24 protein-coding genes and 2 tRNA genes are annotated in these 25,604 nt (G+C 71.9%); 23 read left to right on the top strand and 3 right to left on the bottom strand.

Annotation, left to right across the window (positions count from 1 at the left end; genetic code table 11):
• Positions 1 to 98 precede the first annotated feature (98 nt).
• A complete protein-coding gene (locus tag J5Y09_RS03360; protein WP_209350325.1) occupies positions 99 to 902 on the top strand; it encodes a hypothetical protein in 804 nt (267 codons plus the stop codon).
• A gap of 74 nt (positions 903 to 976) precedes the next feature.
• Positions 977 to 1,897 carry a methylisocitrate lyase gene (gene prpB / locus J5Y09_RS03355; protein ID WP_209350324.1) on the top strand — a complete coding sequence of 307 codons (921 nt, stop codon included), beginning with the start codon at positions 977 to 979 and terminating at the stop codon, positions 1,895 to 1,897.
• 12 nt (positions 1,898 to 1,909) lie between these two features.
• Here prpB and J5Y09_RS03350 read toward each other — a convergent pair whose 3' ends face one another.
• Positions 1,910 to 3,322, bottom strand: a complete 1,413-nt coding sequence (locus J5Y09_RS03350) for a DUF8689 domain-containing protein (protein ID WP_209350323.1) — start codon at positions 3,320 to 3,322, stop codon at positions 1,910 to 1,912.
• Between the two features lie 107 nt (positions 3,323 to 3,429).
• Here J5Y09_RS03350 and J5Y09_RS03345 point away from each other — a divergent pair, with 107 nt between their 5' ends.
• The 9 genes from J5Y09_RS03345 to J5Y09_RS03305 all read left to right on the top strand — a co-directional run bounded on the left by J5Y09_RS03345 (position 3,430) and on the right by J5Y09_RS03305 (position 11,044).
• Positions 3,430 to 4,590, top strand: coding sequence for an acetoin utilization protein AcuC (locus J5Y09_RS03345; RefSeq protein ID WP_432761227.1), 1,161 nt, complete (start codon positions 3,430 to 3,432; stop codon positions 4,588 to 4,590).
• A 7-nt stretch (positions 4,591 to 4,597) separates the two neighbouring features.
• A complete protein-coding gene (locus J5Y09_RS03340; protein WP_342451398.1) occupies positions 4,598 to 5,077 on the top strand; it encodes a DUF192 domain-containing protein in 480 nt (159 codons plus the stop codon).
• 41 nt (positions 5,078 to 5,118) lie between these two features.
• A tRNA-Pro gene (locus J5Y09_RS03335) sits at positions 5,119 to 5,192 on the top strand.
• A 23-nt stretch (positions 5,193 to 5,215) separates the two neighbouring features.
• Entirely contained in the window at positions 5,216 to 5,539 is a 324-nt protein-coding gene (locus J5Y09_RS03330) for an ETC complex I subunit (protein ID WP_209350321.1), read from the top strand.
• A gap of 20 nt (positions 5,540 to 5,559) precedes the next feature.
• Positions 5,560 to 5,636, top strand: a tRNA-Arg gene (locus J5Y09_RS03325).
• Positions 5,637 to 5,705: 69 nt separating this feature from the next.
• Positions 5,706 to 6,320, top strand: coding sequence for a Hint domain-containing protein (locus tag J5Y09_RS03320; RefSeq protein ID WP_209350320.1), 615 nt, complete (start codon positions 5,706 to 5,708; stop codon positions 6,318 to 6,320).
• Between the two features lie 154 nt (positions 6,321 to 6,474).
• Positions 6,475 to 7,647 (top strand): acetyl-CoA acetyltransferase, encoded by a 1,173-nt coding sequence (locus J5Y09_RS03315; protein ID WP_209350319.1) that lies wholly within the window; start codon positions 6,475 to 6,477, stop codon positions 7,645 to 7,647.
• Positions 7,648 to 7,774: 127 nt separating this feature from the next.
• Positions 7,775 to 8,875, top strand: coding sequence for a Hint domain-containing protein (locus J5Y09_RS03310; protein WP_209350318.1), 1,101 nt, complete (start codon positions 7,775 to 7,777; stop codon positions 8,873 to 8,875).
• A 492-nt stretch (positions 8,876 to 9,367) separates the two neighbouring features.
• On the top strand, positions 9,368 to 11,044 hold the full coding sequence (locus J5Y09_RS03305) for a putative bifunctional diguanylate cyclase/phosphodiesterase (protein ID WP_209350317.1): 1,677 nt from the start codon (positions 9,368 to 9,370) through the stop codon (positions 11,042 to 11,044).
• On the opposite strand, the gene J5Y09_RS03300 is transcribed toward J5Y09_RS03305, so the two are convergent.
• The gene (locus J5Y09_RS03300) at positions 11,033 to 11,731 is read right to left on the bottom strand and encodes an HD-GYP domain-containing protein (protein WP_209350316.1); all 699 of its coding nucleotides are present in this window, start codon (positions 11,729 to 11,731) and stop codon (positions 11,033 to 11,035) included. The genes J5Y09_RS03305 and J5Y09_RS03300 overlap by 12 nt on opposite strands.
• An 87-nt stretch (positions 11,732 to 11,818) precedes the next feature.
• On the bottom strand, positions 11,819 to 12,979 hold the full coding sequence (locus J5Y09_RS03295) for a bifunctional 2-C-methyl-D-erythritol 4-phosphate cytidylyltransferase/2-C-methyl-D-erythritol 2,4-cyclodiphosphate synthase (protein WP_209350315.1): 1,161 nt from the start codon (positions 12,977 to 12,979) through the stop codon (positions 11,819 to 11,821).
• Positions 12,980 to 13,144: 165 nt separating this feature from the next.
• Here J5Y09_RS03295 and dusB point away from each other — a divergent pair, with 165 nt between their 5' ends.
• From dusB to greB, 12 genes are all read left to right on the top strand, one after another.
• A complete protein-coding gene (gene dusB, locus J5Y09_RS03290; protein WP_209350314.1) occupies positions 13,145 to 14,206 on the top strand; it encodes a tRNA dihydrouridine synthase DusB in 1,062 nt (353 codons plus the stop codon).
• Positions 14,203 to 15,339: a two-component system sensor histidine kinase NtrB gene (locus tag J5Y09_RS03285; RefSeq protein WP_209350313.1), complete on the top strand. Its 1,137-nt coding sequence runs from the start codon at positions 14,203 to 14,205 to the stop codon at positions 15,337 to 15,339. The genes dusB and J5Y09_RS03285 overlap by 4 nt, the downstream gene beginning before the upstream one ends.
• Complete coding sequence (gene ntrC, locus J5Y09_RS03280; RefSeq protein ID WP_209350312.1) at positions 15,336 to 16,781, top strand: nitrogen regulation protein NR(I); 1,446 nt, start codon at positions 15,336 to 15,338, stop codon at positions 16,779 to 16,781. Before J5Y09_RS03285 ends, ntrC begins: the two co-directional genes overlap by 4 nt.
• 19 nt (positions 16,782 to 16,800) lie before the next feature.
• Positions 16,801 to 19,122, top strand: a complete 2,322-nt coding sequence (locus J5Y09_RS03275; protein WP_209350311.1) for a sensor histidine kinase NtrY-like — start codon at positions 16,801 to 16,803, stop codon at positions 19,120 to 19,122.
• Positions 19,112 to 20,527 carry a nitrogen assimilation response regulator NtrX gene (ntrX, locus tag J5Y09_RS03270; protein WP_209350310.1) on the top strand — a complete coding sequence of 472 codons (1,416 nt, stop codon included), beginning with the start codon at positions 19,112 to 19,114 and terminating at the stop codon, positions 20,525 to 20,527. Before J5Y09_RS03275 ends, ntrX begins: the two co-directional genes overlap by 11 nt.
• Positions 20,528 to 20,538: 11 nt before the next feature.
• On the top strand, positions 20,539 to 21,411 hold the full coding sequence (locus tag J5Y09_RS03265) for a D-amino-acid transaminase (protein ID WP_209350309.1): 873 nt from the start codon (positions 20,539 to 20,541) through the stop codon (positions 21,409 to 21,411).
• Positions 21,408 to 21,815, top strand: a complete 408-nt coding sequence (locus tag J5Y09_RS03260; protein ID WP_209350308.1) for an ester cyclase — start codon at positions 21,408 to 21,410, stop codon at positions 21,813 to 21,815. The genes J5Y09_RS03265 and J5Y09_RS03260 overlap by 4 nt, the downstream gene beginning before the upstream one ends.
• Complete coding sequence (locus J5Y09_RS03255) at positions 21,812 to 22,462, top strand: HAD family hydrolase (RefSeq protein WP_209350307.1); 651 nt, start codon at positions 21,812 to 21,814, stop codon at positions 22,460 to 22,462. Before J5Y09_RS03260 ends, J5Y09_RS03255 begins: the two co-directional genes overlap by 4 nt.
• A 91-nt stretch (positions 22,463 to 22,553) precedes the next feature.
• The gene (hfq, locus tag J5Y09_RS03250; protein WP_209350306.1) at positions 22,554 to 22,877 is read left to right on the top strand and encodes an RNA chaperone Hfq; all 324 of its coding nucleotides are present in this window, start codon (positions 22,554 to 22,556) and stop codon (positions 22,875 to 22,877) included.
• A complete protein-coding gene (gene hflX, locus J5Y09_RS03245) occupies positions 22,861 to 24,180 on the top strand; it encodes a GTPase HflX (RefSeq protein WP_209350521.1) in 1,320 nt (439 codons plus the stop codon). The genes hfq and hflX overlap by 17 nt, the downstream gene beginning before the upstream one ends.
• Entirely contained in the window at positions 24,177 to 25,004 is an 828-nt protein-coding gene (locus tag J5Y09_RS03240) for an inositol monophosphatase family protein (protein ID WP_209350305.1), read from the top strand. Before hflX ends, J5Y09_RS03240 begins: the two co-directional genes overlap by 4 nt.
• Complete coding sequence (gene greB, locus J5Y09_RS03235) at positions 25,001 to 25,534, top strand: transcription elongation factor GreB (protein ID WP_342451397.1); 534 nt, start codon at positions 25,001 to 25,003, stop codon at positions 25,532 to 25,534. The genes J5Y09_RS03240 and greB overlap by 4 nt, the downstream gene beginning before the upstream one ends.
• Positions 25,535 to 25,604: the final 70 nt, after the last annotated feature.

Below are 25,604 nucleotides of genomic sequence, written 5' to 3'. Positions count from 1 at the left end.
CGGCTCGCGCCTGTCGCGGCCCCGCCGACACCGCGCGGATGCGGCGCCGAGGCTCGCAGGACACCGCTACATGCCCGTTTCTTGGGCGCCCGCGGCGAATGGACATCGCCCCGGACATCACGCAACCTTGCCGACGATTGCTCGGGATCGATCGGGAGACGCGGCGCATGGCCATCCACAGGGCGAGCCTTGCCAATACGGCATTCATTGTCGGGGCCTATGACGCGGCGGGGAGCGGCGTCGCCGGGCCGGCGCTGCGCGTCCCGGGCACCGGCGCCGTCGCGAACTTCGACGGAACCGAGGAGAACGATCACTTCAGCGTCAACACGGCGACCTACAGCTACACGTTGAACGCCTACAAGCCGGGCGCGAAAATCGTGAAGTTCGGTCCGCCGGGCGGCACCAACAACTGCTACTATCTGCCCTTCAAGCAGAACAACATCACGTCGCTGCGCATCGGGACGGCTGCCGACACCTTCTTCACGGACAACCTGTCCGGCTGCTCCGTGTTCATCGACGCGATGCCGGGCGGTGACCTTGTTGTCTACCATGCGAACCGCCAGGGCATGTCCTACACCGGGACCGCGCAGCAGCGCATGGACGCGAGCTTTGAGCGCCAGGTCGCCGTCGCCGTGAAGCACGCCCAGCACGACAACGCCCAGCGCGCGACCTACGGGACAGCTACCCCCCAGGCTTCGCTGTTCAAGAGCCGCTACATGGGCAACGCCGCGCGGCACGAGAATGTCCAGCGCTTCGTCGGGCAGGGTGATACGACAATCTACGGCACGACCGTGGTGGGTTTCCTGCGCAGCGGATCCTGGCGCTTCTGGTATCAGACCTGGCGCGCGGACAGCGGCGGCAACACCTATGCCGTGATCAACTCGGAACAGTTCTGGCCCTGACGCCACGGGACTTGCCTTCGGGCGCGCGACAGGCTTTGGAGGACGCGCCGCCCACCGCGCAGGAGCCAGCGCCCATGCCCTACATCATCGCCGACGACCTGCCCGAGGAACCCGCGGGCCTGCGCTTCCGCCGCCTGCTCGACCGGCCGGAGATCCTGCAGATGCCGGGCGCGCATCTGGGCATCGCCGCGCTGCTGGCGAAGAAGCAGGGCTTCCCGGCGCTGTACATGTCGGGCGCGGCCATGTCGGCGACGATGGGCCTGCCCGACCTCGGCATGATCACGGTCGACGACGTCGCCTGGCACATCCGCCAGGTGGTCCGCGCTTCCGCCCTGCCGGTGCTGGTGGATGGCGACACCGGCTACGGGGAAGCGCTGAACGTGATGCACATGGTCCGCACCTTCGAGGAAGCCGGCGCGGGCGCCGTGCATCTCGAGGACCAGTTGCTGCCCAAGAAGTGCGGGCACCTGAATGACAAGAAGCTCGCCGGGGTGGATGAGATGGCGGCCAAGGTGGCGGCGGCGCGCAAGGCGCGGCGGCACCTCGTCGTCATCGCGCGCACGGATGCGGTGGCGAGCGAGGGCATGGACGCCGCCGTCGCCCGCGCCAACCGCTACCTGGAAGCCGGCGCGGACGCGATCTTCCCCGAGGCGCTGACGACGCGGGAGATGTTCGTCGAATTCGCCCGCCGCATGCCGGGCGTGAAGCTGCTCGCGAACATGACGGAATTCGGCCGCACGCCCTTCTTCACCGCGGCCGAGTTCCAGGAAATGGGCTACGCGATGGTGATCTGGCCGGTCAGCCACCTGCGCATCGCGGCGCGGGCGATGGAGGACCTGTACGTCGCGATCCGCGCCGATGGCGGCACGCAGAACATGGTCGGGCGCATGCAGACGCGCGCGCAGTTGTACGAGACCATCGGCTACCACGACTACGAGGCGCTGGATGCGAGCCTCGTGCGCACCATCGTCCCGGAAGGCATGCCGCAGGGCTGAGGGCAGGGGCCCTCAGCGCACCAGCAGGTTGCCGAGCGCGAAGCCGATCGTGCTTTCGTCAGCGACCGGCGGGCGGCCGAGGAAGCGGCAGAAATCGGCGACCTGCTGCGGGATCTCGGTCGCCTGGTAGTAGGCCAGCATCGTCCCGTGCCGCTGGATCGCCTCGATCGTCCAGATGATCGCGGGCTCGGGGTACTCGACGCCGTGCTCCGCGGCATTGGCGTGCAGCAGCCCGGCGAAATCCTCCACGCTCGGCCCCGCGACGTGGATCTTGTAGGGCAGGCGGCGCAGGAAGGCCGGGTCCATCAGGTCGCGCGGCGAGAGGTTGGTCGAGAAGACCAGCAGCTGGTCGAAGGGGATCTGGAAGGACTGCCCGGTGTGGAGCTTCAGGAAGTCGATCCGCCGGTCCATCGGCACGACCCAGCGGTTCAGCAGCGCCTCGGGCCGCACCAGCTGGCGGCCGAAATCGTCGATCAGCAGCACGCCGTTCATCGCCTTGACGTGCAGCGGGGCCTCGTAGAAGCGGGCCGTCTCCTCGAACTTGAGGTCGAGCATGTCGAGGCTGAGTTCGCCGCCCGCCGCGACGAATGGCCGCCGGCACGGCACCCAGCGCGGGTCGAATTCATCCGCCAGCAGGCTCGCCGCGAGCGGCCGGTCGTTGCGCGCGCCAAGCCGGCGATGCACCGACGGATCGAACACCTTCACGATCTGGCCGCCGACCTCGAAGCAATGCGGCACCAGCACCATGGCGCCGAACACCTTCACCATGCGCTCGGCGATGGACGTCTTGCCGTTGCCCGGCGCGCCATAGAGCAGGATCGAGCGGCCGGCATTGGCGGCGATGCCGACCTTGGCGAGCAGTTCCTCCCCCACCACGAGCGGCTGCATGGCCGATGCGACGGCCTGCGCCGTCACCGTCTCCCCCCGGATGGTCTGGCGCAGCACGCGCTGGGAGTATTCGGCGAGCGAGATCGGCAGCGGGCCGATATAGGCGTTGTTGGCGAAGGCCTCGACCGCCATGGACCGCCCGCGCGGCGTGAGTTCGACGCGCAATTCGCCGGCGACGATGCCCGGCTTGAGCTCGACGATGCCCTGGGCACGGGCGCTTTCGATCAGCGCGGCCGAGAGGCGGCGGGAGATCGCCAGCGTCTCGGCGATCGAGGCCGTCGTGCCCTGGCCCGCGGTGCTGAGGTACTTCACCAGGATGTCGAAGACGATGCGGGAATCGATGCCGAGCTGCGGCAGCGTGTCGGGCGGCGGCGGCAGCCCTTCCTGCAGGGTCTGGACCTGGCGGGCGGAGAGCAGCCCCGCCTCGACGATCAGGTCGCCGAGCGGCCGGCCGGTCTGCGCCTGGCGCGCGAGCGCGTCGTCCACCTGCTGGCGCGGCACGAGTTCGAGCGCGACGAGAAGATCGCTGAAACGCAAGGCACACCTCCGGGGGCGGGTCGGCGGGACGTGCCGCGCGGATCCGCAAACGTTAAAAGAACGCTAATCGGGCAACGGTTAATGGTCCATTACCGCGACATCTTGCAGTGCCGGAAGCCGCCATCACCTCCCCGCCACCGATGACGCCCATCCTGGTCGGCTCCGAGATCTACCGCCGGTCCACCTACGGGCCGAAGCATCCGCTCGCCATCCCCCGCGTCTCCACCACGCTCGACCTGGTCCGCGCCCTCGGCTGGGTGGGGGAGGGGCAGTACATCGACAGCCCGACCGCCCGGCCCGAGGAACTGCTGCGCTTCCACCACCCCGACTACGTCGCGGCCCTGCAGCGCGCCGAGGCGGCCCAGGCCGTCAGCCCGGAGGATCGCGCCCGCTTCCGCATCGGCGCCGACGGCAATCCCGTCTACCGGGAGGTGTTCCGCCGCCCGGCGACCGGGGCGGGCGGCACCATGCTCGCCGCGCGGCTGACCGTCGGGGGCGGAGTGGTGCACGTGCCCGGGGGCGGCACCCATCACGGCCGTCCCGACCGGGCGAGCGGCTTCTGCTACCTCAACGACGCCGTGCTCGGGCTGATGGCCTGGCTGGACCAGGGGCTCGCGAACCTCCTCTACGTCGACATCGACGCCCATCACGGCGACGGGGTGCAGGACGCCTTCCACGACGATCCGCGCGTCTTCACCCTCTCGGTCCATGAGGACGGCCGCTGGCCCTTCACCGGCGGGGTCGAGGACCGGGCAGGGGGCCATGCGCGCAACATCCCCGTCCCCGCCGGCTTCAACGATTCCGAGATGCTGTGGGTGCTGCACGAGGCGATCCTGCCGCTGGCCCGCCGCCTGCGCCCGCAGGCGATCATGCTGCAATGCGGGGCCGATGCGATCGAGGAGGACCCGCTCTCGCGCCTGGCGCTGTCGAACAACGCCCACCGCGCGGTGGTCTCGGCGCTGATGGGCGCGGCGCCGCGGCTGATCGTGCTCGGCGGCGGGGGCTACAACCCGTGGTCGGTCGCCCGCTGCTGGGCCGGGGTCTGGGGCGTGCTGAACGGGCATGCGCTGCCCGACCGCCTGCCGCCGGCGGCCGAGGCCGTGCTGCGCGGCCTGACCTTCCACCGCGCCGCCGGGCGCAACCCGCCGGAACACTGGTTCACGACGCTGGTCGACCCGCCGCGCCCCGGCGTCGTGCGCGCCGTGGTGCGCCGGGCCGCGGCCGCGGCGCTGGCCGACCTTCCCGCCCCGCCCGCCGCCGTGGCATGAGATGGCCATGATCCTCCGCCGCGCCCTGATCGCCGCCGCCGCCCTGTTGCCCGCCGCCGCCCGCGCCCAGCCGGGCGTGGACCGGCCGCAGCCCCGTCTGCCGACCGAACCGCTCGTCATCGTCACGCGCGACGGGCGGCGCCTTCCCTTCACGGTCGAGATGGCGCTGTCCTCCGAACAGCAGATGATCGGCCTGATGTTCCGCCCGGAGGTGAAGCCCGACGAGGGCATGCTGTTCGACTGGGGCGCCCCGCGCGAATCCAGCATGTGGATGCGCAACACCCTGGCCTCGCTAGACATGGTGTTCATCGCCGCGGACGGGCGCATCCACCGCATCGCCGAACGCACCGTGCCGCTCTCCCTCGCGACCGTGTCCAGCAACGGGCCGGTGCGCGCGACGCTGGAACTCGCGGCCGGGGTGACTGAACGGCTCGACATCCGCGCCGGGGACCGCGTGCTTCACCGGATCTTCGGGACCGTACCCTGATGCTTGCCCCCGGCGGCCCCCTTCCATAGGGTGCGCCGCGACGGGGCGTAGCGCAGTCTGGTAGCGCACTTGGTTTGGGACCAAGGGGTCGCTGGTTCGAATCCAGTCGCCCCGATGCCGCATTCGAGGACGTCACGCATGGCGCACAGCAAGGGCTTCGCCCGCATCTTCCAGCCGCCGAAATCGGCCATGCAGTCCGGCCGCGCGAAGAGCGAGGGCTGGATGCTGGAATTCACCCCGGCCGAGGCGAAGCGGCTCGACCCGCTGATGGGCTGGTACGGGTCGGGGGACATGCGCGGCCAGGTCCGCCTGTCCTTCGGGACGCGCGCCCAGGCCATCGCCTATGCCGAGGCGCAGGGCCTGGCCTACGAGGCCGAGCCCGAGACGGCGAAGCCCGCGATGAAGCCCAAGGTCTACGCCGACAATTTCCGCTTCGGCCGGCACGAGAACTGGTCGCACTGATTGTGCTACCAGGGGCGCGGGCGCCCTTAGCTCAGTTGGACAGAGCAACGACCTTCTAAGTCGTGGGTCGGAGGTTCGAATCCTCCAGGGCGCGCCACCGCCACCTGCGCGATTGACGTCTTTCGTTCCGTGATGGAATCAAGCGGTCCCGATCGGAGACCGCCGCTTGGACGCGCACGCGACCGGATTGCCCGCCGATGCCCCCGTCCTGACCCCACGCGGGCCCGTGCCGGCGGGGCAGATCGCGCCAGGCGACCTGGTCTTCGCCACCGGCGGCGCCGGCGCCCCCTTCCAGCCCGTGATGGGCCTGCGCCGTCACCGCGCGCGCTGCGCCCTTGTCCACATCGCCGCCGGCGCCATCGCCGATGCCGGGCCGACCGAGACGCTCATCCTGCCACCTGACGTCGGGCTGCTGATCGACGGGGCGCTGGTCCGCGCGATGGACCTGGTGGACGGGGCCGGCATCACGCGGGATGCCGCGGCGGCTGAGCACGACTTCATCGAGATCCTGCTGCCCGCGCATGACGCGCTGCTCGTCGCGGGCCTCGCGGTGGAAAGCGGCGTGCCGGATGCGGCGGACGCCTTCGCCCCGCGCCGCGCGCCCGACGGACCGCTGCTCGCGATGCTCGCCTGGCGCGCGGAACAGTTCGGCTGGCGCGCTGCCGCGGCGCCAGCGCCCGGCCCGCCCGAGGTCGGCACGCGACGCCTGCGCCTTTCGGCGCTGCCGCTGACGCCAGTGCTGCGCACGGCGCCGCCGGGCGTGAGGGAGGACGCCGGCTGAAGCGACCCCCGCCGGATGGAGCCAGGCGGTCGGAACCCTTGCCCCGGAAAACATAGCGTCCAGAGCGGCTTATCTCCGCCCGGCGCAACCGCGCGCCGGTTCCACCCGGCCGGACCCTGATCTAGGATGGCGCCCCGCACAGGAGGAACCGCCCATGACGGAAGCCTGCATCGTCGGCTGGGCGCACAGCCCCTTCGGCAAGCGCGAGGACGCGCCCGACCTCGAGACGCTGATCGCCGGCGTCGCCCGCGCCGCCATCGAGGATGCCGGCCTGGGCCCGGCCGAGATCGATGCCGGCTTCGTCGGCGTCTTCGGGGAAGGCTTCACCCCGCAGGGCTTCCCGTCCTCCCTCGTGCTGCAATCGGTGCCGGAACTGCGCTTCAAGCCGATCACGCGCTACGAGAACGCCTGCGCCACGGGCTCGGCGGCGATCCACGCCGCACGGGACTTCATCGCGGCCGGGCGGGGGCGCTTCGCCCTGGTGGTGGGCGCCGAGAAGATGACCGCGACGCCGGGCCCGAAGGTCGGCGACATCCTGCTCACCGCCTCCTACCGCAAGACCGAGCAGGACATCGAAGGCGGCTTCGCCGGCGTCTTCGGCCGCATCGCGGAGGCCTATTTCCAGCGCCATGGCGACCAGTCGGACGCGCTCGCCGCGATCGCGGCCAAGAACCACCGCAACGGCGTGGACAACCCCTGGGCGCAGATGCGCAAGGACCTCGGCTACGCCTTCTGCCGCAACGAGAGCGAGAAGAACCCCTATGTGGCCCGCCCGCTGAAGCGGACCGACTGCTCGCTGGTGTCCGACGGCGCGGCGGCGCTGGTGCTGGCGGATGCCGAGACGGCCAAGGGCATGGGCAAGGCCGTGCGCTTCCGCGCGGCGGTGCAGGTCAACGACTTCCTGCCCATCGCCGCGCGCGACATCGTGCGCTTCGAGGGCGCGCGCGAAGCCTGGGCGCGGGCCTATGCGCAGGCGGGCATCACGGTCGCCGACCTCTCCTTCGCCGAGACGCATGACTGCTTCACCGTCGCCGAGCTCATCGAATACGAGGCGATGGGGCTCGCGGCCGAAGGGCAGGGGGGGCGCGCCGCGCTGGAAGGCTGGACGGCGGCGGATGGGCGCCTGCCGGTCAACCGCTCCGGCGGGCTGAAGTCCAAGGGCCACCCGATCGGCGCGACGGGGGTTTCCATGCATGTGCTGGCGGCGATGCAGCTGACCGGCACGGCGGGGGCGATGCAACTGCCGAAGGCCAATCTCGGCGGCGTGTTCAACATGGGCGGCGCGGCGGTGGCGAACTACGTGAGCATCCTGGAACGCGCCCGCTGAGGGATTTCATTCCGTTTTCGCGTTAATCTCGCGTTAAACCAAACGTTGAAATTGCGGCACCGAAACTTCCCGTCTTAGGTGATGCCGCGACGGGCGATCCGGCCCGTCGCGGCGACGGGAGGCGCGGATGTCCGGGTCCTGGTACACCTCGATCCCCGGTGGCGGTTTCGTCCCCGCCGGCGATGCCACGGTCGGCGAGGACAGCTACGCCGGCTCGGCGAGCCCCGACACCGACATCTTCGGCGCCGATGGCAACGACACGCTCGATGGGCTCGGGGGCGACGACCTGCTCGCGGGGGGCGGCGGCAACGATATCCTCGACGGCGGGAACGACAACGACATCCTGCAGGGCGGCGCCGAGAACGACGTGCTGCGCGGCGGCGACGGCCACGACCTGCTGAACGCCATTCCCGGCAGCGACACCCATTACGGCGGCGAGGGCGAGGACACGGTCGAACTCGCCGGCGTCCCCGGCGGCGCGACCTGGACCTGGAACGTGGCCGACCAGGGCTGGTACGTCAGCTACGCCGATCCCTCCCAGGGCACCGATTTCGTCGCCGGCGACATCGAATGGGTGGACTATCAGGAGGACACCGACCTGGACGGCAATCCGGTCGGGCCGATGCGGACCCCCTGCTACCTCGCCGGCACGCGCATCCTGACCGAGGCGGGGGAGGTGACGGTCGAGGCGCTGCGCATCGGCGACCGCGTCGTCACCCTCGCGCTCAACGGCCCGCGCCTTGCGCCCATCCGCTGGATCGGGCGGCGTGGGCTCGATCCGCGGCGGCATCCGGCGCCCGAGAAGGTGCTGCCCATCCGCATCGCCGCCGGGGCGCTCGGGCCGGGCGTGCCGCGCCGGGACCTCCGCGTCTCCCCCGACCACGCCCTGCTGGTCGATGGCGCGCTGGTGCCGGCGGAACGGCTCGTCGGCCTGCCGGGAATCCTGCGCGAACCGCCCAGCGGGCCGATCCAGTACCTGCATGTCGAGCTGGACGCGCATGACGTGCTGCTGGCCGAGGGCGCGCCGGCGGAATCCTACCTCGACTGCGCCAACCGCCACCAATTCGCCAATGGCGCCCTGCATGCGGCGCTGCACGCGGATTTCGCCCCGGCCGGCCCGTCGGCGGCCGCGCCCTGCGCGGATCGCGTGACCGGCGGGCCCATCCTGGAGCGCATCCGGTTGCGCCTGCTGGCCGGCGGCATGACCCGGCGGGACCGGGCGGCGTGATCTGGCACGCCCCGTGCATTACGCAGCTCGTCTGGCACGGGATGGTCCCGGGGCCTGGCAGCTTAGCCTTCCTCAACCTTGCCTTGGGGCCGTCCGATAGGGCGGCCCTATTTTTTTGCCCCGGCGGCATCGGCCGCCGGATGCGCCGCGCGCCTGCGCGACAACGGCCCTTGCCAGCGAAAACCTTGGCCGGGACACCCCGGTGCCCTGGCCGGCTGGGCGCCGTGCCGGGATGCGCAGACATCCAGTCCCCTCATCGCAGAGCAGTTTCGCATTTTGCGAAGCATATTGCGATGCCTCGCGATGAGGCCACGCAAAACGCGAATCGCAGAATGCGAAGCGCCCCGCGACGCATCTCACGCGCCCGGCCTGCGACCGGCCCGTCCATGCTTTCTTCATTCCTCCCGCCCTAAGGGTAGCGCATCGGCAACAGGACCCGGCGCGCCCGACTTCCCAGGCGCGCCCGAGCAAAAGCGAGGCGACATGGACGGGATGGCGGACGCCGACATCGGGCGACGGCCTCTGGGCGGGCCTTCCTCGCCGCTGCCCGACGGACTCCTCAGCTTCGACGCCGATCTGCGGATCGGCCATGTCAGCCCCCGTGCCGCGGTGCAGCTGGGCCTCGCCCGCGTCCGCCGCACCCATGCGGGGCTGTCCGACCTTCTCGAGGCCAGCCCCAGGCTCGACCGCGATGCCGTCGCCTCCCTCGTCGCCGCCGCGGTCTCCCGCGTCTCGACCCAGGAACAGGACATCGTCGCCGAGGCGCCGGACGGCGCGGCGGAACCGCTGCGCCTGGCCGGCGCGCCCGGCCTTCGCTTCGCCTTCGCCCGCACGGGCGCGTCCGACTGGATCCTCGCCATCGAAGAAGAATCCGGCCTGCCCGGCGGCGGTGGCGCCGACCACGTCACCGGCCTCGCCGACCGCGCGATGTTCGAGGCGCGGCTGGGTGCGGCCCTCGACCGTCCGCCGCGGCGCCGCGCCGGCCTCGCCGTGCTGATCTGCGACATCGACGGCATCCGCGCCGTCAACCAGGTGCTCGGCCACGCTGTGGGGGAGGACCTGCTGCGCGCCGCCGGCCGCCGCCTGCGCGCGGCGCTGCGCGAGTCCGACCTCGTCGCCCGCCTCGCCGGGGAGGAATTCGCCATCCTGCAGGCCGACGTCGCCGACGCGACCCAGGCGCAGGCGCTCTCCGCCCGCCTCGTCGACCTTCTCGCGCGCCCCTACCTGATCGCGGGGGAGACGGTGACCGTCACGCCGCGCATCGGCTTCGCCATCGCCCCGGCCGACGGGGCCGAGGCCGGGCTGCTCATCCGCCGCGCCGGCCTCGCCCGGACCGAGGCCAGCCCCGCCGGCGGCTGGCTGCGCTTCGCGCCCGAGATGGACGCCCGCTTCCGCGAGCTGCGCGCGATGGAAAGCGCACTGCGCCGCGCCGTCGAGAGCGAGCAGTTCGAGCTGCACTTCCAGCCCCAGGTAGCGCTGCCCGAAGGCCGCCTGACCGGCTTCGAGGCGCTGATCCGCTGGCGCCACCCCGAGCGCGGCCTGGTGCCGCCGATCGAGTTCCTGCCGATCGCCGAGCGGCTCGGCCTGATGGGCCGCATCGGCACCTGGGTTCTGCGCGAGGCCTGCCGCGTCGCCGCGGGCTGGCCCGCCGGGCTGCGCGTGGCGGTGAACATCGCCCCCGCCCAGTTCGACCGGGACGGGCTGCCGCCGGCCGTCGAAGCCGCGCTCGCGGCCTCCGGCCTCGCTGCCGAGCGGCTCGAGGTCGAGGTGACCGAGAACGTGCTGCTCGCCGCGCAGGACACGGCGCTCGACCAGCTGCGCGCGCTGCGTGGGATCGGCGTGCACATCGCGATGGACGATTTCGGGACGGGGTATTCCTCCCTGACCCAGCTGCGCATCTTCCCCTTCGACCGGCTCAAGATCGACCGGTCCTTCGTGCGCGACCTCTGCGCCGGCGGCGATGCCGCGGCGATCGTCCGCGCAGTGGCGGGGCTGGGGCGCAGCCTCGGCATCTGCGTCACGGCCGAAGGGGTCGAGACGCAGGCCCAGCTCGACGGGCTGCGCGCCGAAGGCTGCGATGCCGCCCAGGGCTACCTGTTCGGCCGTCCCGTGCCGGCCGGCGACCTGCCCGACGTTATCTCGACCTTCGCGCCCGCCTCAGCGGGGTAGAAGGGCGATGTCCGGCGCCCTGCGCTGCAGGGCCGCCAGCACGGCGGGGTCGAACTGGCCCGGCCTGATGCGGTCGTCGCCCTCGAGGATGCGTCGCATCGCCTCGTCATGATCCTGCGCGCCCTTGTAGGGCCGTTCGGACCGCAGCGCGTCGTAGACATCGGCCACCGCGACCAGCCGCGCGGCGAGGGGGATCTCCTCCCCGCTCAGCCCGTCCGGATACCCGCTGCCATCCCACCTTTCGTGATGCGTCAGCGCGATCAGCGCGCCGAGGCGGATCCAGGGCGCGGTCGCATGGGCAAGGAGGGCGGCGCCGAGCAGGGTGTGGCGCTCCATCTCCCGCCGCGCCGCGGGGTCCAGCACGTGCCGATGGCCGAACACATCGGCGGGCATGGCAAGCTTGCCCACGTCGTGCAGCGTGGCGGCGCGCGCCAGCAGGTCGCATTGCCCGCCATCCAGGCCGAATTCCGCCGCGAGCATGGCCGCGACGCGCCCGACCCGCATCGGATGGTCCGGGCCTTCCGGATCGGTCGCGGTCAGCCGGGCGAGCATGCCGGCGAGCGCTTCCTCATGCAGGGCGGCAAGGCCCGGCAGGCGGGCCACCACCATCCAGGGGCCGCCGGGACCATCGCCCGGCGTGCCGCTGCCCTTTCCGGTGCCCCCAAGGGGCGAGGCCAGCTTGTCCATGCTCGCCGTCATGGCATGTCCCATCGGGCGTTCCACCGCAGGTTACATGGACGGGCTGTCTCGTAAAAGAAGCGATTCCCCGGATCGCTATTTCGAGACGGGTCCGGCCGGCACCAGGACCACCGCCGCCGCCTGCGCCGCGATGCCCTCCCCACGCCCGGGGAAGCCCAGGCGCTCGGTCGTCGTCGCCTTGACCGAGACGGCGTCGATGCCGACGCCCAGCAATTCGGCCAGCCGCGCGCGCATCGCGGGGGCATGCGGGGTGATCTTGGGCCGCTCGCAGATCAGCGTGACGTCGACATTCGCCAGCACGCCCCCGCGCGCGGCGATGCGCCCGGCCGCATGGCGCAGGAAGCGCGCGCTGTCGGCGTCCTTCCACTGGGACTCGGAGGGCGGGAACCAGCGGCCGATGTCGCCTTCGGCGAGCGCGCCGTAGATCGCGTCGCACAGCGCGTGGATCCCGACATCGGCATCCGAATGCCCGTCGAGGCCGAGCGGATGCGGCACCGTCACCCCGCACAGGATCAGCGGACGGCCCTCGACCAGGCGATGGACGTCGAAGCCCGTGCCCATGCGGGGGACGAGGCGGGCGGCGAGATGGGCTTCCACGCGGACGAGGTCCTCCGGCCAGGTGATCTTGATGTTCGCCTCCGCGCCCGGCACGAGCGCGACCGCCGCGCCCGCGGCTTCGAGCAGCGCGGCGTCGTCGGTCGCCCCCGCATCCCCGGATGCATGCGCAGCGACGAGGGCGTCGTAGCGGAAGGCCTGCGGCGTCTGGGCGCGGAACAGCCCCTCGCGCGGCACGGTCTCGACGATGCGCCCGGCCGCGCCGCGCTTGAGCGTGTCCGTCACCGGCTGGGCCGGGATGGCGCCCGGCGCCCCGGCCAGCGCCGCGAGCAGGGCGGGGATGGTGCCGTCGGGCACCACGGGCCGCGCCGCGTCATGCACCAGCACCGCGTCCGGCGGGTCGGCTGCCAGCGCGGCGAGGCCGGCGCGCACGCTGGCGGCCCGCGTCGCGCCGCCGGCCACGGGCGGCAGGGCGGGCAGGCCGTCGAGCAGCGCGGCGACATGGGCCTGCTCCCCTTCCGGCACCACCGGCAGCAGGGCGGCGACGTGCCCGCCGGCGAGCAGCGCTTCCGCCGCGTGCCGCAGCACGGGGCGGCCGAGCAGCGGGAGGTATTGCTTCGGGGTGGGCCCGCCGAAGCGGCTGCCGCTGCCCGCGGCCATGAGAAGGGCGATGACGCGCATCCGCGTCTTGTAGGGAGAAACCGGCGGCCCGTGTATCCGGGGCGCCCGATGCCGCGGCGTCGCGTTCGGCCGCGCGACGCCGCCGCGCCCATATGGCGATTTGCGTGGCAATCCGGCCACGCTGCCGTTGCGCGACTGCCGCCGACCCCCTATCCTGCACAAATCATGAGCAACACCCCCGCGCGCCCGCTGCCGCCGATCGACCTCGGCGGGGTGGTGATCGACACGCCGGTCATCCTCGCCCCCATGTCGGGCGTGACCGACCTGCCGTTCCGACGCCTCGCCCGCGGCCTCGGCGCGCCGATGGTCGTCAGCGAGATGATCGCCTCCCAGGCCATGGTGCGGGAGAACCGGCAGACGCTGAAGATGGCCGAGGTGGACGGCTTCGGCGGCCCGGCTTCGGTCCAGCTCGCCGGGTGCGACCCGCAGACCATGGCCGAGGCGGCGCGGCTGGCCGTCGACCGGGGTGCGGCGATCGTCGACATCAATTTCGGCTGCCCGGTGAAGAAGGTCGCCGTCGGGCAGAGCGCGGGCAGCGCGCTGATGCGCGACGAGATCGCCGCCGCGCGCATCCTGGAAGCGACGGCGCGCGCCGTGTCCGTGCCCGTCACGCTCAAGATGCGCATGGGCTGGGACCACAACAGCCTGAACGCGCCGCGCCTCGCGCGCATCGCCGAGGAAAGCGGCATCCGGCTGGTGACGGTCCATGGCCGCACGCGCCAGATGTTCTACACCGGCACGGCGGATTGGGACTTCATCGCGGGGGTGAAGGCGGCGGTGCGCATCCCGGTCATCGCCAATGGCGACATCGTCACGGTCGAGGATGCGGTCGAGGCCCTGCGCCGGTCCGGCGCGGATGGCGTCATGATCGGCCGCGGCTGCTACGGCCGCCCCTGGTTCCCCGCCACCGTCGCCGCGCGGCTGCGCGGGGAGGATGCGTCCGAACCCGCGCTCGAGGAACAGAAGCGCATCTTGCTTCAGCACTACGAGGACGTGCTGCTGCACCACGGCACGGAGCCCGGCGTGCGGCTCGCGCGCAAGCATGTCGCCTGGTACTCGAAGGGCCTGCCGGGCTCGGGCGAGTTCCGCGCGCAGGTGAACCGCTGCGACACGCCGGACTCGGTCCGCGCGCTGATCGACAGCTTCTACGACCCGCTGATCGAGCAGGGCGTCGAGGTCGTGCGCGACTCCTTCCGCGCGGCGGGCGAGGAGCGCATGGCGGCATGAAGCCCGGGTTGCTGCGCCGCGCCGCCCGACCTTCCGGCTGGCGCGGCCGGCCGGTGCCGGAAGCCGCCGCGATCCTTGGCGCCATCCCGGTGCCGGTCGTGGTGCTGGACCCCGAGGATCGCTTCATCAACGCCAATGCCGCGGCGGAGCAGTTCCTCCAGACCTCGATCGCCTCGCTGGCGCAGCTTCGGCTGACCGACCTGCTGCCGGAGGACAGCCGCATCTTCGCCGTCATCGCGCAGGTGCGGCGCATGGATGCGCGGGTGTCGGACCACGACCTCGCGCTCGAAAGCCCGCGCCTGTCGCGCCGGGGCGTCAGCGTTCACGCGGCGCCGCTGCCGGAACTCGCCGGCGGCGTCGTGCTGACCTTCCAGGATTCCTCGACGGCGCAGATGCTCGACCGGACGCTGAATTTCCGCGGCGCGGCGCGCGGCGCCTCCGCCATGGCGGCGATGCTGGCGCATGAGGTGAAGAACCCGCTCTCCGGCATCCGCGGCGCGGCGCAGTTGCTCGAGCAGAACGCGCAGGAAGGCGACCGGGAACTGTGCCAGCTGATCCAGGACGAGGCCGACCGCATCCGCGGCCTGGTGGAGCGGCTGGACATGTTCTCCGACCGCCCGGTCGAACTGGCGCCGGTGAACATCCACCAGGTGCTGGACCACGTGAAGCGGATCGCGGCGAACGGCTTCGCATCGCATCTCCGCATCACCGAGGAATACGACCCCTCGCTCCCGCCGGTCTGGGGCAACAGGGATCTGCTTGTGCAGATCCTGCTCAATCTGGTGAAGAATGCGGCAGAAGCGGTCGACCCGCTGGGCGGGGAGATCGTGCTCGCCACGGCCTATCATCATGGCGTGCGCATCGCCGTGCCCGGTTCCTCCGAACGTGTTCACCTGCCGCTGCAGGTGAGCGTGCGCGACAACGGGCCTGGAATCGCGGACGAAGTCCGCGGCACGCTTTTTGAACCCTTCGTGTCCACGAAGCGGGGGGGACAGGGGCTCGGCCTCGCGCTCGTGGCGAAGCTGGTGGCCGACCAGGGCGGGCTGATCGAATGCGACAGCCGCCCGGGGCGCACCGTCTTCCGCCTTTCCCTGCCAGCGCCGCCGCCCGGAGTCCTCGGGACATCCCAATGACCGAACCGCGCACGATCCTGATCGCCGACGACGACCGCGCCATCCGCACCGTGCTGAGCCAGGCGCTCGGCCGGTCCGGCTACCAGGTGCGGGCGACCTCCTCGGCCGCGACCCTCTGGCGCTGGGTGGAGGACGGGGAAGGCGACCTCGTCATCACCGACGTCGTCATGCCGGACGAGAACGGCCTCGACCTTGTTCCCCGCATCCGCCGCGTGCGCCCCGACCTGCGCGTCGTGGTGATGAGCGCCCAATCGACCTTCGCGACCGCGGTGAAGGCGACGCAGCGCGGCGCCTTCGAATACCTGCCCAAGCCCTTCGACCTGAAGGAACTGCTCGCGGTGGTCGAGCGCGCGCTCGCCGCGCCGGCCACGGCGAGCCCCGGCGGGGCGGAGGAGGAGACGGGCGAGAAGCTGCCGCTGGTCGGCCGCAGCACGGCGATGCAGGAGATCTACCGCACCGTCGCGCGGCTCACGACCACCGACCTCACCGTCATGATCACGGGGGAGAGCGGCACCGGGAAGGAGCTGGTCGCGCGCGCCCTGCACGACTACGGCAAGCGCCGCGCCGGGCCCTTCGTCGCCATCAACATGGCCGCGATCCCGCGCGAACTGATCGAGGCCGAATTGTTCGGCCATGAGCGCGGCGCCTTCACCGGCGCGCTCAACCGCGGCATCGGCCGCTTCGAGCAGGCGGCCGGCGGGACGCTCTTCCTCGACGAGATCGGCGACATGCCGCCCGAGGCGCAGACGCGCCTGCTGCGCGTGCTGCAGGAAGGCGAGTTCACGACGGTGGGCGGCCGGCAGCCGATCAAGGCCAATGTCCGGATCGTGGCCGCGACGCATCGCGACCTGCGCCAGCTGATCCGCCAGGGACTGTTCCGGGAGGACCTGTTCTACCGGCTCAACGTCGTGCCGATCCGCCTGCCGCCGCTGCGCGAGCGGATCGAGGACATCCCGCTGCTGGCGCGGCACTTCCTCGACCGCGCGAGGGCCTCCGGCCTGCCGTCCAAGCAGCTCAGCCCCGAGGCGATGGACGCGCTCAAGGCCCATGCCTGGCCGGGCAATGCGCGGGAACTCGAGAACCTGATGCGCCGCCTCGCCGCCCTGTACGCGCAGGAGGTGATCGGCGGGGACGCGGTGGCGAGCGAACTCGCCGAGGCCGTGCTGCCCGCCGGGCCGGACGGGCAGGCGCAGCCCGCCACGCTCGAACAGGCGGTCGAGCGCCACCTTGCGACCTTCATGGCCGCGCACAAAGATGGCATGCCGGTGCGGGACCTCTATGATCGCGTATTGGCGGAGGTGGAACGCCCGCTGCTGCGCCTCGCCCTGGGCGCGACGCGGGGCAACCAGATCAAGGCGGCCGCGATGCTCGGGCTGAACCGCAACACGCTGCGCAAGAAGATCCGGGAGCTCGACCTGCCGGTGGTGCGTGGGCTGAGCTGACCCATGCGCGGGCCCTGACATGACGGGCCTGTTCCGCCGCCGGGCCGGACGCCCGGCCGCGCGCGCCGCGGCGCGCGAGGATGGGGGCGCGGCACCGCCCTCCTGGCGCTGGCGCCTCGCCGAACGGCTGCAGGGCGGCGGCATGACGATCGCGCTCGCGGTCGTGGCCCTGCTGCTCGGCATCGCCACCTTCATCGTGCTGTCGGGCGGGACGCCGCTCGGGCCCACCAGCCCGGGGGAGGTGGTGGGGATCATCCTCGCCAACCTCGCGGTGCTGCTGCTGCTCGCCGCCTCCTTCGCCGCGCGCGTGGTGCGCATGTGGGTGGAACGGCGGCGGGGCTCGGCCGGGTCGCGGCTGCATGTGCGGCTGGTGCTGCTGTTCGGCGTGGTCGCGGTGGTGCCGGCCATCCTGGTGGCGGGCTTCTCGGCGGTGTTCTTCAACCTCGGCATCCAGTCCTGGTTCAGCGACCGGGTGCGCGGGACGCTGGAGGCCTCCCTCGTCGCCTCCCGCGCCTATCTCGAGGAACACCGCAACACGATCCGCGCCGACATCCTGGCGATGGCCAACGACCTGAACCGGGCGGCGCAGGTGCTGCTGCCGGACAACGGCATCGCCTTCGCACGGCTGCTCGCCACCCACACCGCCTTCCGCGGCCTGACGGAATCGATCGTCTTCGAACCCACGCTCGGCCAGGTCGTGGCGAGCGCGGGGCTGACCACCGGCAGCGTGGTGGAAGCCATGCCCGCCTGGGCGATCGAATCGGTCCGCGCGGGCGAGGTGGTGGTGATGCCGGGCGAAAGCGGGGAAGGGCGGGTGCGCGCCGTCGTCGCGCTCAACATCCCGCCCGGGCTGCTGCTGCAGATCGCGCGGCCGGTCGACCCCGGCGTGCTCGAGCACATGCGCACGACGGAATTGGCCTTCCAGGAATACGACCGGCTGGACCGCAACCAGGGCGACCTGCAGATCACCTTCGTGCTGATCTTCGCGATCGCCACGCTGCTCGTGCTGCTGGCCGCCGTGCTGCTCGGCCTGCTGATCGCGAACCGCATCGCCGGGCCGATATCCCGCCTGATCACCGCGGCGGAGCGCGTGCGCGCGGGCGACCTTTCGACCCGCGTGCAGGAAGGGGAGGCCGATGACGAGGTCGCCAGCCTGTCGCGTGCCTTCAACCGCATGACGAGCCAGCTCTCCGCCCAGCGCGGGGAGCTGATGGAGGCCTATCGCCAGATCGACGAGCGGCGCCGCTTCACGGAAACCGTGCTCGCCGGCGTCTCGGCGGGCGTGATCGGCCTGGATGCCGAGATGCGGGTGAACCTGCCGAACCGCTCGGCGGCGGCGCTGCTCGGCGTCGACCTCGACGCCGCGATCGGCCTGCCGCTGGCCGGCGTCGCGCCCGAATTCGCCCCGCTGATCGAAGCCGCGCGCGCCAGCCCCGACAGGCCGCAGACGGCCGAGATCCGGTCGGGCCCGCCGACGGCGCGGCGCACGCTGCTCGCGCGCCTGGGCGCCGAGATGCAGGGCGGGCGCGTCGACGGCTATGTCCTGACCTTCGACGACGTGACGGAACTCGTCTCCGCCCAGCGCAAGGCGGCCTGGGCGGATGTGGCGCGGCGCATCGCGCACGAGATCAAGAACCCGCTGACGCCGATCCAGCTGAGCGCGGAGCGGCTCAAGCGCCGCTACCTCAAGCAGATCACGGACGACCCCGACACCTTCCGACAGTGCACCGACACCATCGTCCGCCAGGTGGGCGACATCGGCCGGATGGTCGATGAATTCTCCGCCTTCGCGCGGATGCCCCAGCCGGTCATCCGGCCGGAGGACGCGAACCAGCTCCTGCGGGAAGCGCTGGTGCTGCAGCGCGATGCCCACCCCGAGATCGCCTACGAGACCGCCTATGCGGAACTGCCCCCGCGCGTGCCCTGCGACCGCCGGCTGATCGGCCAGGCGCTGACCAACCTTCTCCAGAACGCCGCCGACGCGGTCGCGATGCGGGCCGCCGACGGGGCTGGCCAGATCCGCGCCACGGTCACGGAGCGGGAGGGGGAGGTCGCGATCACCGTCGAGGACGACGGAGTCGGCCTCCCCGGGGAGGAGGACCGGGACCGCCTGACCGAGCCCTATGTCACTCATAAGGCGAAGGGGACGGGTCTTGGCCTTGCCATCGTGAAGAAGATCATGGAGGACCATGGCGGGAGGCTCGCGCTGGAGGACCGCAAGGACGGCCCCGGCGCCAGGGTTTCCCTGATCCTGCCGCTGCGCGCCGCCGGCGGAACAAGCACCGAGGGGGGCGAATCGGCCCGGGCCGGAGAGGGAGCGAAGGTCGCGCATGGCGCATGAGATCCTGATCGTGGACGACGAGCCCGACATCAGGACCCTGATCGAGGGGATCCTGTCGGACGAGGGCTACGAGACGCGCCAGGCCCACAACGCCGATACGGCGATCGCGGCCTTCCGCCAGCGTCGTCCCTCGCTCGTCATCCTCGACATCTGGCTGCAGAATTCGCGCCTCGACGGCCTCGGCATCCTCCAGGCGCTGCATTCCGAGGAACCGGTCGTCCCGGTCATCATGATCTCGGGCCACGGCACGATCGAGACTGCGGTCCAGGCGATCCAGCAGGGCGCCTACGACTTCATCGAGAAGCCCTTCAAGTCGGACCGGCTGCTGCTCATAGTCTCCCGCGCGCTGGAAGCCGCGCGGCTGCGGCGGGAGAACAGCGAGCTGCGGCTGCGCGCGGGGCCGGAGACGGACCTCGTCGGCGCCTCCGGCCCGCTCGGCCAGCTGCGCGCCTCGATCGAGCGCGTCGCGCCGACCGGCTCGCGCGTGCTGATCACGGGCCCCGCCGGCGCGGGCAAGGAAGTCGCCGCGCGCATGATCCACGCCCGGTCCCGCCGCGCGGACGGGCCCTTCCTGGTGCTGAACTGCGCGACGCTGAACCCGGCGCGGTTCGAGGAAGAACTGTTCGGCGTCGATGCCGGGGCGGACCCGATCGCCCAGCCGCGCCGCGCCGGCGTGCTGGAACGCGCCCATGGCGGGACGCTGCTGCTCGACGAAGTGGCGGACATGCCGATCGAGACCCAGGGCAAGATCGTCCGCGCGCTGCAGGAACAGGGCTTCGAGCGGCTGGGCGGCGGCACGCGGGTGAAGGTGGATGTGCGCGTGCTGTCCACCACCAACCGCGACCTGTCGGCCGAGATCGCGGCCGGCCGGTTCCGGGAGGACCTGTTCTATCGCCTCGCCGTCGTGCCGCTGCGCGTCCCCGCGTTGCGCGAGCGGCGGGAGGACGTGCCCGTGCTCGCGCGGCACTTCATGGGCCGCTCGGCCGAGACGACCGGCATGGCCTCGCGCGAGCTGAGCGAGGACGCGCTCGCCGCCATGCAGGCCTATGACTGGCCGGGCAATGTCCGCGAGCTGCGCAACCTGATCGACTGGCTGCTGATCATGGCGCCGGGCGATGCGCGGGACGCGATCCGGCCGGACATGCTGCCGCCGCAGGTCGGCGCGGCCGCGCCGGCGGTGCTCAAGCTCGACCGGTCGAGCGAGATCATGACGCTGCCGCTGCGCGAGGCGCGGGAGCTGTTCGAGCGCCAGTACCTGGAAGCGCAGTTGCTGCGCTTCGGCGGCAACATCAGCCGCACCGCGAACTTCGTCGGCATGGAGCGCAGCGCGCTGCACCGGAAGCTGAAATTCCTCGGCGTGCAGGCGGAGGACCGCGTCGCCGCGCCCGCCGCCACCGCCCCCTGAAGGACCGCGCCATGTCCCGCATCGCCTACGTCAACGGCCGCTACCTGCCGCAGCCCGAGGCTGCCGTGAACATCGAGGATCGCGGCTACCAGTTCGGCGACGGCATCTACGAGGTCGTCCACCTGTATGACGGCCGCTACATCGACGAGGACCTGCACCTCGACCGGCTGGAGCGGTCCCTGCGCGAGATCCGCCTGCCCATGCCGATGTCGCGCGCCGCGCTGCGGCTCGTGCTGCGGGAAGTGGCCCGGCGCAACCGCGTCACCGAAGGGCTGCTGTACATGCAGGTCACGCGCGGCGTGGCGCGGCGCGACCATGCCTTCCCCGGCAAGCCCGTGCCGCCGGCGCTGGTCGTGACCATCAAGCGCATCGCGCCCTATCCGACCAATGTCGACACCTGGGGCGCGGCCGCGATCACCCAGCCCGACTTGCGCTGGGCGCGCTGCGACATCAAGACCGTGAACCTGCTGCCCAATTGCCTCGCCCGCCAGGCGGCGAAGGAAGTCGGCGCGATCGAGGCCGTGCTCTACGACCCGGACACGAAGATGGTCACCGAAGGGGCCGCGACGTCGTTCTGGATCGTGGACGAGCACGGGACGATCCGCGTCCGCCACCTCGACCACGCGATCCTGCCCGGCTGCACCCGCGCCGCGCTGATCGAGGAACTGCGCCAGGCCGGCATCCCGATCGACCTGCGCGAATTCTCGCTGGACGAGATGCGCCGCGCGCGGGAGGCCTTCATCACCTCCGCCACCTCCTTCGTGAAGCCGATCGTGAAGATCGACGGCCAGCCCGTGGGCGACGGCAAGGTCGGCCCCGTCGTGCGCCAGCTGTTCGAGATCTTCGCCCGGCACGTGAAGGGCGGGCTGAAGAACGCCGCGTGAGCACGACCAACGCGGCGACCATCCGCGCCTTCTATGCCGATCTGTGGGAGAAGGGCGACCTGTCGCGCCTGCCCGCGCTGATGACCGAGGACGTCGCCTTCCGCGGCACCTTCGGCCAGGTGATGCGCGGCCACGACGCCTATGCCGCCTATGTCCGCAGCGTGCGCGACGCCTTCGGGGAATACCGCTGCGAGATCCGCGACCTAGTGGCCGAAGGCGACAAGGTCGCGACCAGGATCGGCTTCTCCGGCCGGCACGATGCCGGGCCGTTCCTCGACGTGCCGCCGAGCGGCAGGACGCTCGCCTGGGAAGGCGTCGGCTTCTTCACGATGCGAGAGGGGCGGATCGCCGATCTCTGGGTGATGGGCGACATGCGCGGGCTGCTGGCGCAGCTGCACGCATGAGCCGCCCGGCGGCGATCCTCTGGGACTGGGACAATACGCTGGTCGATGGCTGGGCGGCGATCGAGGCCGGACTGAACGCCACCTTCCGCGCCTTCGCCATGCCGGAATGGGACCGCGAGACGGTGCTCGCCCGCGTGCGCGGCAGCCTGCGCGACACGTTTCCGGGCATGTTCGGCGCCGAGTGGGAACGCGCGCGGGACATCTTCTACGACGAAGTGCGCGTGCAGCACCTCTCGGTGCTCACCCCCATGCCGGGGGCGGATGCCGCGCTGGACGCGGCGGCGCGCATGGGCCCGCAGGCCGTCGTGTCGAACAAGCAGGGGCCGCTGCTGCGCGCGGAAGCGGCGCATCTGGGCTGGGATGCCCGCTTCGGCGCGCTGGTGGGCGCGGGCGACGCGGCGCGGGACAAGCCGGATGCCGCGCCGCTGCTCATGGCGCTCGAAGCGGTCGGCATCGCGGCCTCCGACGCCGTCTGGTATGTGGGGGACACCGCGCTCGACATGCAGGCGGCGCGCGCGGCGGGCTGCCGCGCGGTGCTGCTCGGCGACGCCGCGCATGACGGCGGGGTGGCCGCCGCGGGGCCGGATGTCGTCTTCGCCGACGGCCATGCGCTGGCCGCGCATCTGCTTTCGCTTGCCATCCGCTAGCGCAACGGGGAAACTCCCCGCGCCGGCGGCCGGAAATGGTTTTCGCCGGTCCGCCCCTGGTCGGTGACCAGCAAGAAGAAGGACCGGTCCGATGGCCGCCGAGAAGTCCCAGAACGTGCAGGACGTGTTCCTGAACCACGTTCGCAAATCCAAGACCCCCGTGACGGTCTTCCTCGTGAACGGCGTGAAGCTGCAGGGGATCATCACTTGGTTCGACAATTTCTCGGTGCTGCTGCGCCGGGACGGTCATACCCAGCTGGTCTACAAGCACGCCATCAGCACGGTGATGCCGGGCGCGCCCATCATGCTGTTCGATGCGGCGGCCCAGCCGGGCGCGCAGCCGGCCGGCGCCGCGCCGGCCTCCGACACGCGCATGACGCTGACGCGTGAGGTGACCCCTGGCGGCGGCACCTGAGGCCCCGGGCGGCGCGCCGACCCGCGCAGCCGTCATCCTGCCCTATGAGCGGCCGAACCGCGTCGCCATCGGCGATGCGGGCGGACAACGCGCGGCCGAGGCGCGACTCGCGGAAGCGGTCGGCCTCACCGCCTCGATCGGCGTCGCCATCGTGCATTCGGCGGTCCATCCGCTGCGCGAACGCCGCCCAGCGACGCTGATCGGCGAAGGCCAGGCCGAGATCATCGGCCGCGCGCTGAAGGACCAGGATGTCGCGCTGGTGGTGGTGGACGCGGCGCTGACGCCCGTGCAGCAGCGCAACCTGGAAAAGACCTGGGGCGTGAAGGTCATCGACCGCACGGGCCTGATCCTCGAGATCTTCGGCGAGCGCGCGCGCACCAAGGAAGGCGCGCTGCAGGTCGAACTCGCGCATCTCGAATACCAGCGCACGCGCCTCGTCCGCTCCTGGACGCACCTCGAACGCCAGCGCGGCGGCTTCGGCTTCCTCGGCGGGCCCGGCGAAAGCCAGATCGAGATCGACCGCCGCCTGATCGGCGACCGGATCGTCCGGCTCAAGCGCGAACTGGAACAGGTGCGGCGCACCCGCGGCCTGCACCGCAGCGCGCGGGCGCGCGTGCCGTACCCGGTCGTCGCCCTCGTCGGCTACACCAATGCCGGCAAGTCCACGCTGTTCAACGCGCTGACCGGCGCGGGCGTCTATGCGCAGGACCAGCTCTTCGCGACGCTGGATCCGACGATGCGCGCCATCCGCCTGCCCTCGGGGCGGACCTGCATCCTCTCGGACACGGTGGGCTTCATCTCCGACCTGCCGACGCAGCTGGTCGAGGCCTTCCGCGCGACGCTCGAGGAAGTGGCCGCGGCCGACGTCATCCTGCATGTGCGCGACATCGCCCACCCCGACAGCGCCGCGCAGCGCGCCGACGTGCTCGGCGTGATGGAGGAGATGGCCGAGGGCCCCAACGCCTCGCTCGAGGAAGGCTGGGAAGCGCGCGTGCTCGAAGTGCTCAACAAGGCCGACCTGCTCGGCGGCATCGAGCACGTCGCCCGCCGCATGCCCGATGCCGTGCCGGTCTCCGCCCTGACGGGGGAGGGGCTGGACGCGCTGCGCCGCGCGATCGACGCCCGCCTCTCGGCCGGGCTCGAGACGCTGGAGGTCAGCGTGCCGACCAGCGACGGCGCGCGCCTCGCCTGGCTCTACGAGCATGGCGAAGTGCTCTCCCGCCAGGATGGGGAGGAGGCGATCCGCCTGACCGTGCGCATTTCCGCCGCCGACCGTGCCCGCTTCGAGGGCGGCGGGCGGTGATCGGCGCGGCGCGCGCGGCCGATGTCGCGGCCCTGCTGCGGGACGCCGCGCGGGCGGAGATCCTGCCGCGCTTCCGCCGACTCGCCCAGGGCGCGGTGCGCGCCAAGTCCGGCCCGCTCGACCTCGTCACCGATGCGGATGAGGCCGCGGAGCGGATCATCGAGGCCGGACTCGCCCGGATGTTCCCCGGCTGCGTCGTGGTGGGGGAGGAAGCGGCCGCGGCCGACCCCGCCGTGATCGACCGCCTCGCCGGCGCGGACCTCGCCTTCGTGGTCGACCCGGTGGACGGCACGGCGAACTTCGCCTCCGGCACGCCGCTGTTCGGCTGCATGGCCGCGGCGGTGGTGCGCGGGGAGGTGGTGGCGGGCTGGATCCACGACCCGCTCGGCGACGACACGGCGATCGCGCTGCGCGGGGAAGGGGCCTGGATCGCGGATGGAGAAGGGCGGCACATGGCCGACCTGCGCGTCGCGGCACCCGTGCCGGTCGAGCGCATGGTCGCCGCCATCTCCTGGACCTACCTGAAGGAGCCGCTGCGCAGCCGCGTCGCGTCCCGGCTGCCGCGGCTTGCCGGCGTCGTCTGCTTCCGCTGCGCGGCGCATGAATACCGGCTGACCGCGGGCGGGCACGCCCATGCGCAACTCTACAACCGCCTGATGCCCTGGGACCATCTGCCCGGCTGGCTTCTGCACCGGGAAGCGGGCGGCTATTCCGCGCGCTTCGACGGCAGCGAATACCTGCCGACGCACAAGGATGGCGGGCTGATCTGCGCGCCGGACCGCGAGGGTTGGGAGGCGCTCCGCGCGAGCCTGCTCGACCCGTGAGCGATCCGGACGAGGATGAGGATGAAGGCCCGCCCGGCCTTCCCCCCGGCACGCCTTTCTACATGACCCCCGCCGGCGCCGCCGCGCTGCGCGAGGAGATCCGCCGGCTGTGGGAGGATGAACGGCCGAAGGTGGTCGAGGTCGTCTCCTGGGCCGCCTCGCTCGGCGACCGGTCGGAGAACGCCGACTACCAGTACGGCAAGCGCCGCCTGCGCCAGATCGACGGGCGTGTGCGCTTCCTGCGCAAGCGGCTGGACCGCGTGCAGGTGGTCGACCCGGCGGCGCAGGCCAGGCGCGACCAGGTCTTCTTCGGCGCGACCGTCACCTACGCCCGCCTGTCGGACGATGCCGAGGTGACCATCCGCATCGTCGGCGTGGATGAGGCCGATGCCGATCGCGGCGATGTCTCCTGGGTCGCGCCGGTCGCGCGGGCACTGCTCGGGGCGAAGCTCGGCGACGTGCGGAAGATCCGCCTGCCCGGAGGGGTGGAGGAGATCGAGGTGGTGGCGATCGCCTATCCGCCCGGCTGATCGCCACCATCACCCCCGCCCCATGGCGCCAGGCGCCCGTCACCCCGACATGAGGGGCAGCCAGGAGGCG

The organism is Roseomonas nitratireducens (assembly GCF_017813355.1).
GTDB lineage: Bacteria > Pseudomonadota > Alphaproteobacteria > Acetobacterales > Acetobacteraceae > Neoroseomonas > Neoroseomonas nitratireducens.
Note: the sequence above shows the minus strand (reverse complement) of the source record. Positions and strands in the feature narration are given on the sequence as shown.

What these genes read in the sequence shown, in the direction of transcription:
- J5Y09_RS03340 (WP_342451398.1), top strand. Translation starts at nt 4,598, where the DNA reads ATGATCCTCCGCCGCGCCCTGATCGCCGCCGCCGCCCTGTTGCCCGCC.
- J5Y09_RS03305 (WP_209350317.1), top strand. Translation starts at nt 9,368, where the DNA reads ATGGCGGACGCCGACATCGGGCGACGGCCTCTGGGCGGGCCTTCCTCG.
- prpB (WP_209350324.1), top strand. Translation starts at nt 977, where the DNA reads ATGCCCTACATCATCGCCGACGACCTGCCCGAGGAACCCGCGGGCCTG.
- J5Y09_RS03295 (WP_209350315.1), bottom strand. Translation starts at nt 12,979, where the DNA reads ATGCGCGTCATCGCCCTTCTCATGGCCGCGGGCAGCGGCAGCCGCTTC.
- J5Y09_RS03315 (WP_209350319.1), top strand. Translation starts at nt 6,475, where the DNA reads ATGACGGAAGCCTGCATCGTCGGCTGGGCGCACAGCCCCTTCGGCAAG.
- J5Y09_RS03255 (WP_209350307.1), top strand. Translation starts at nt 21,812, where the DNA reads ATGAGCCGCCCGGCGGCGATCCTCTGGGACTGGGACAATACGCTGGTC.
- J5Y09_RS03285 (WP_209350313.1), top strand. Translation starts at nt 14,203, where the DNA reads ATGAAGCCCGGGTTGCTGCGCCGCGCCGCCCGACCTTCCGGCTGGCGC.
- J5Y09_RS03265 (WP_209350309.1), top strand. Translation starts at nt 20,539, where the DNA reads ATGTCCCGCATCGCCTACGTCAACGGCCGCTACCTGCCGCAGCCCGAG.
- ntrC (WP_209350312.1), top strand. Translation starts at nt 15,336, where the DNA reads ATGACCGAACCGCGCACGATCCTGATCGCCGACGACGACCGCGCCATC.
- J5Y09_RS03330 (WP_209350321.1), top strand. Translation starts at nt 5,216, where the DNA reads ATGGCGCACAGCAAGGGCTTCGCCCGCATCTTCCAGCCGCCGAAATCG.
- hfq (WP_209350306.1), top strand. Translation starts at nt 22,554, where the DNA reads ATGGCCGCCGAGAAGTCCCAGAACGTGCAGGACGTGTTCCTGAACCAC.
- J5Y09_RS03300 (WP_209350316.1), bottom strand. Translation starts at nt 11,731, where the DNA reads ATGGACAAGCTGGCCTCGCCCCTTGGGGGCACCGGAAAGGGCAGCGGC.
- dusB (WP_209350314.1), top strand. Translation starts at nt 13,145, where the DNA reads ATGAGCAACACCCCCGCGCGCCCGCTGCCGCCGATCGACCTCGGCGGG.
- J5Y09_RS03310 (WP_209350318.1), top strand. Translation starts at nt 7,775, where the DNA reads ATGTCCGGGTCCTGGTACACCTCGATCCCCGGTGGCGGTTTCGTCCCC.
- J5Y09_RS03275 (WP_209350311.1), top strand. Translation starts at nt 16,801, where the DNA reads ATGACGGGCCTGTTCCGCCGCCGGGCCGGACGCCCGGCCGCGCGCGCC.
- J5Y09_RS03360 (WP_209350325.1), top strand. Translation starts at nt 99, where the DNA reads ATGGACATCGCCCCGGACATCACGCAACCTTGCCGACGATTGCTCGGG.
- ntrX (WP_209350310.1), top strand. Translation starts at nt 19,112, where the DNA reads ATGGCGCATGAGATCCTGATCGTGGACGACGAGCCCGACATCAGGACC.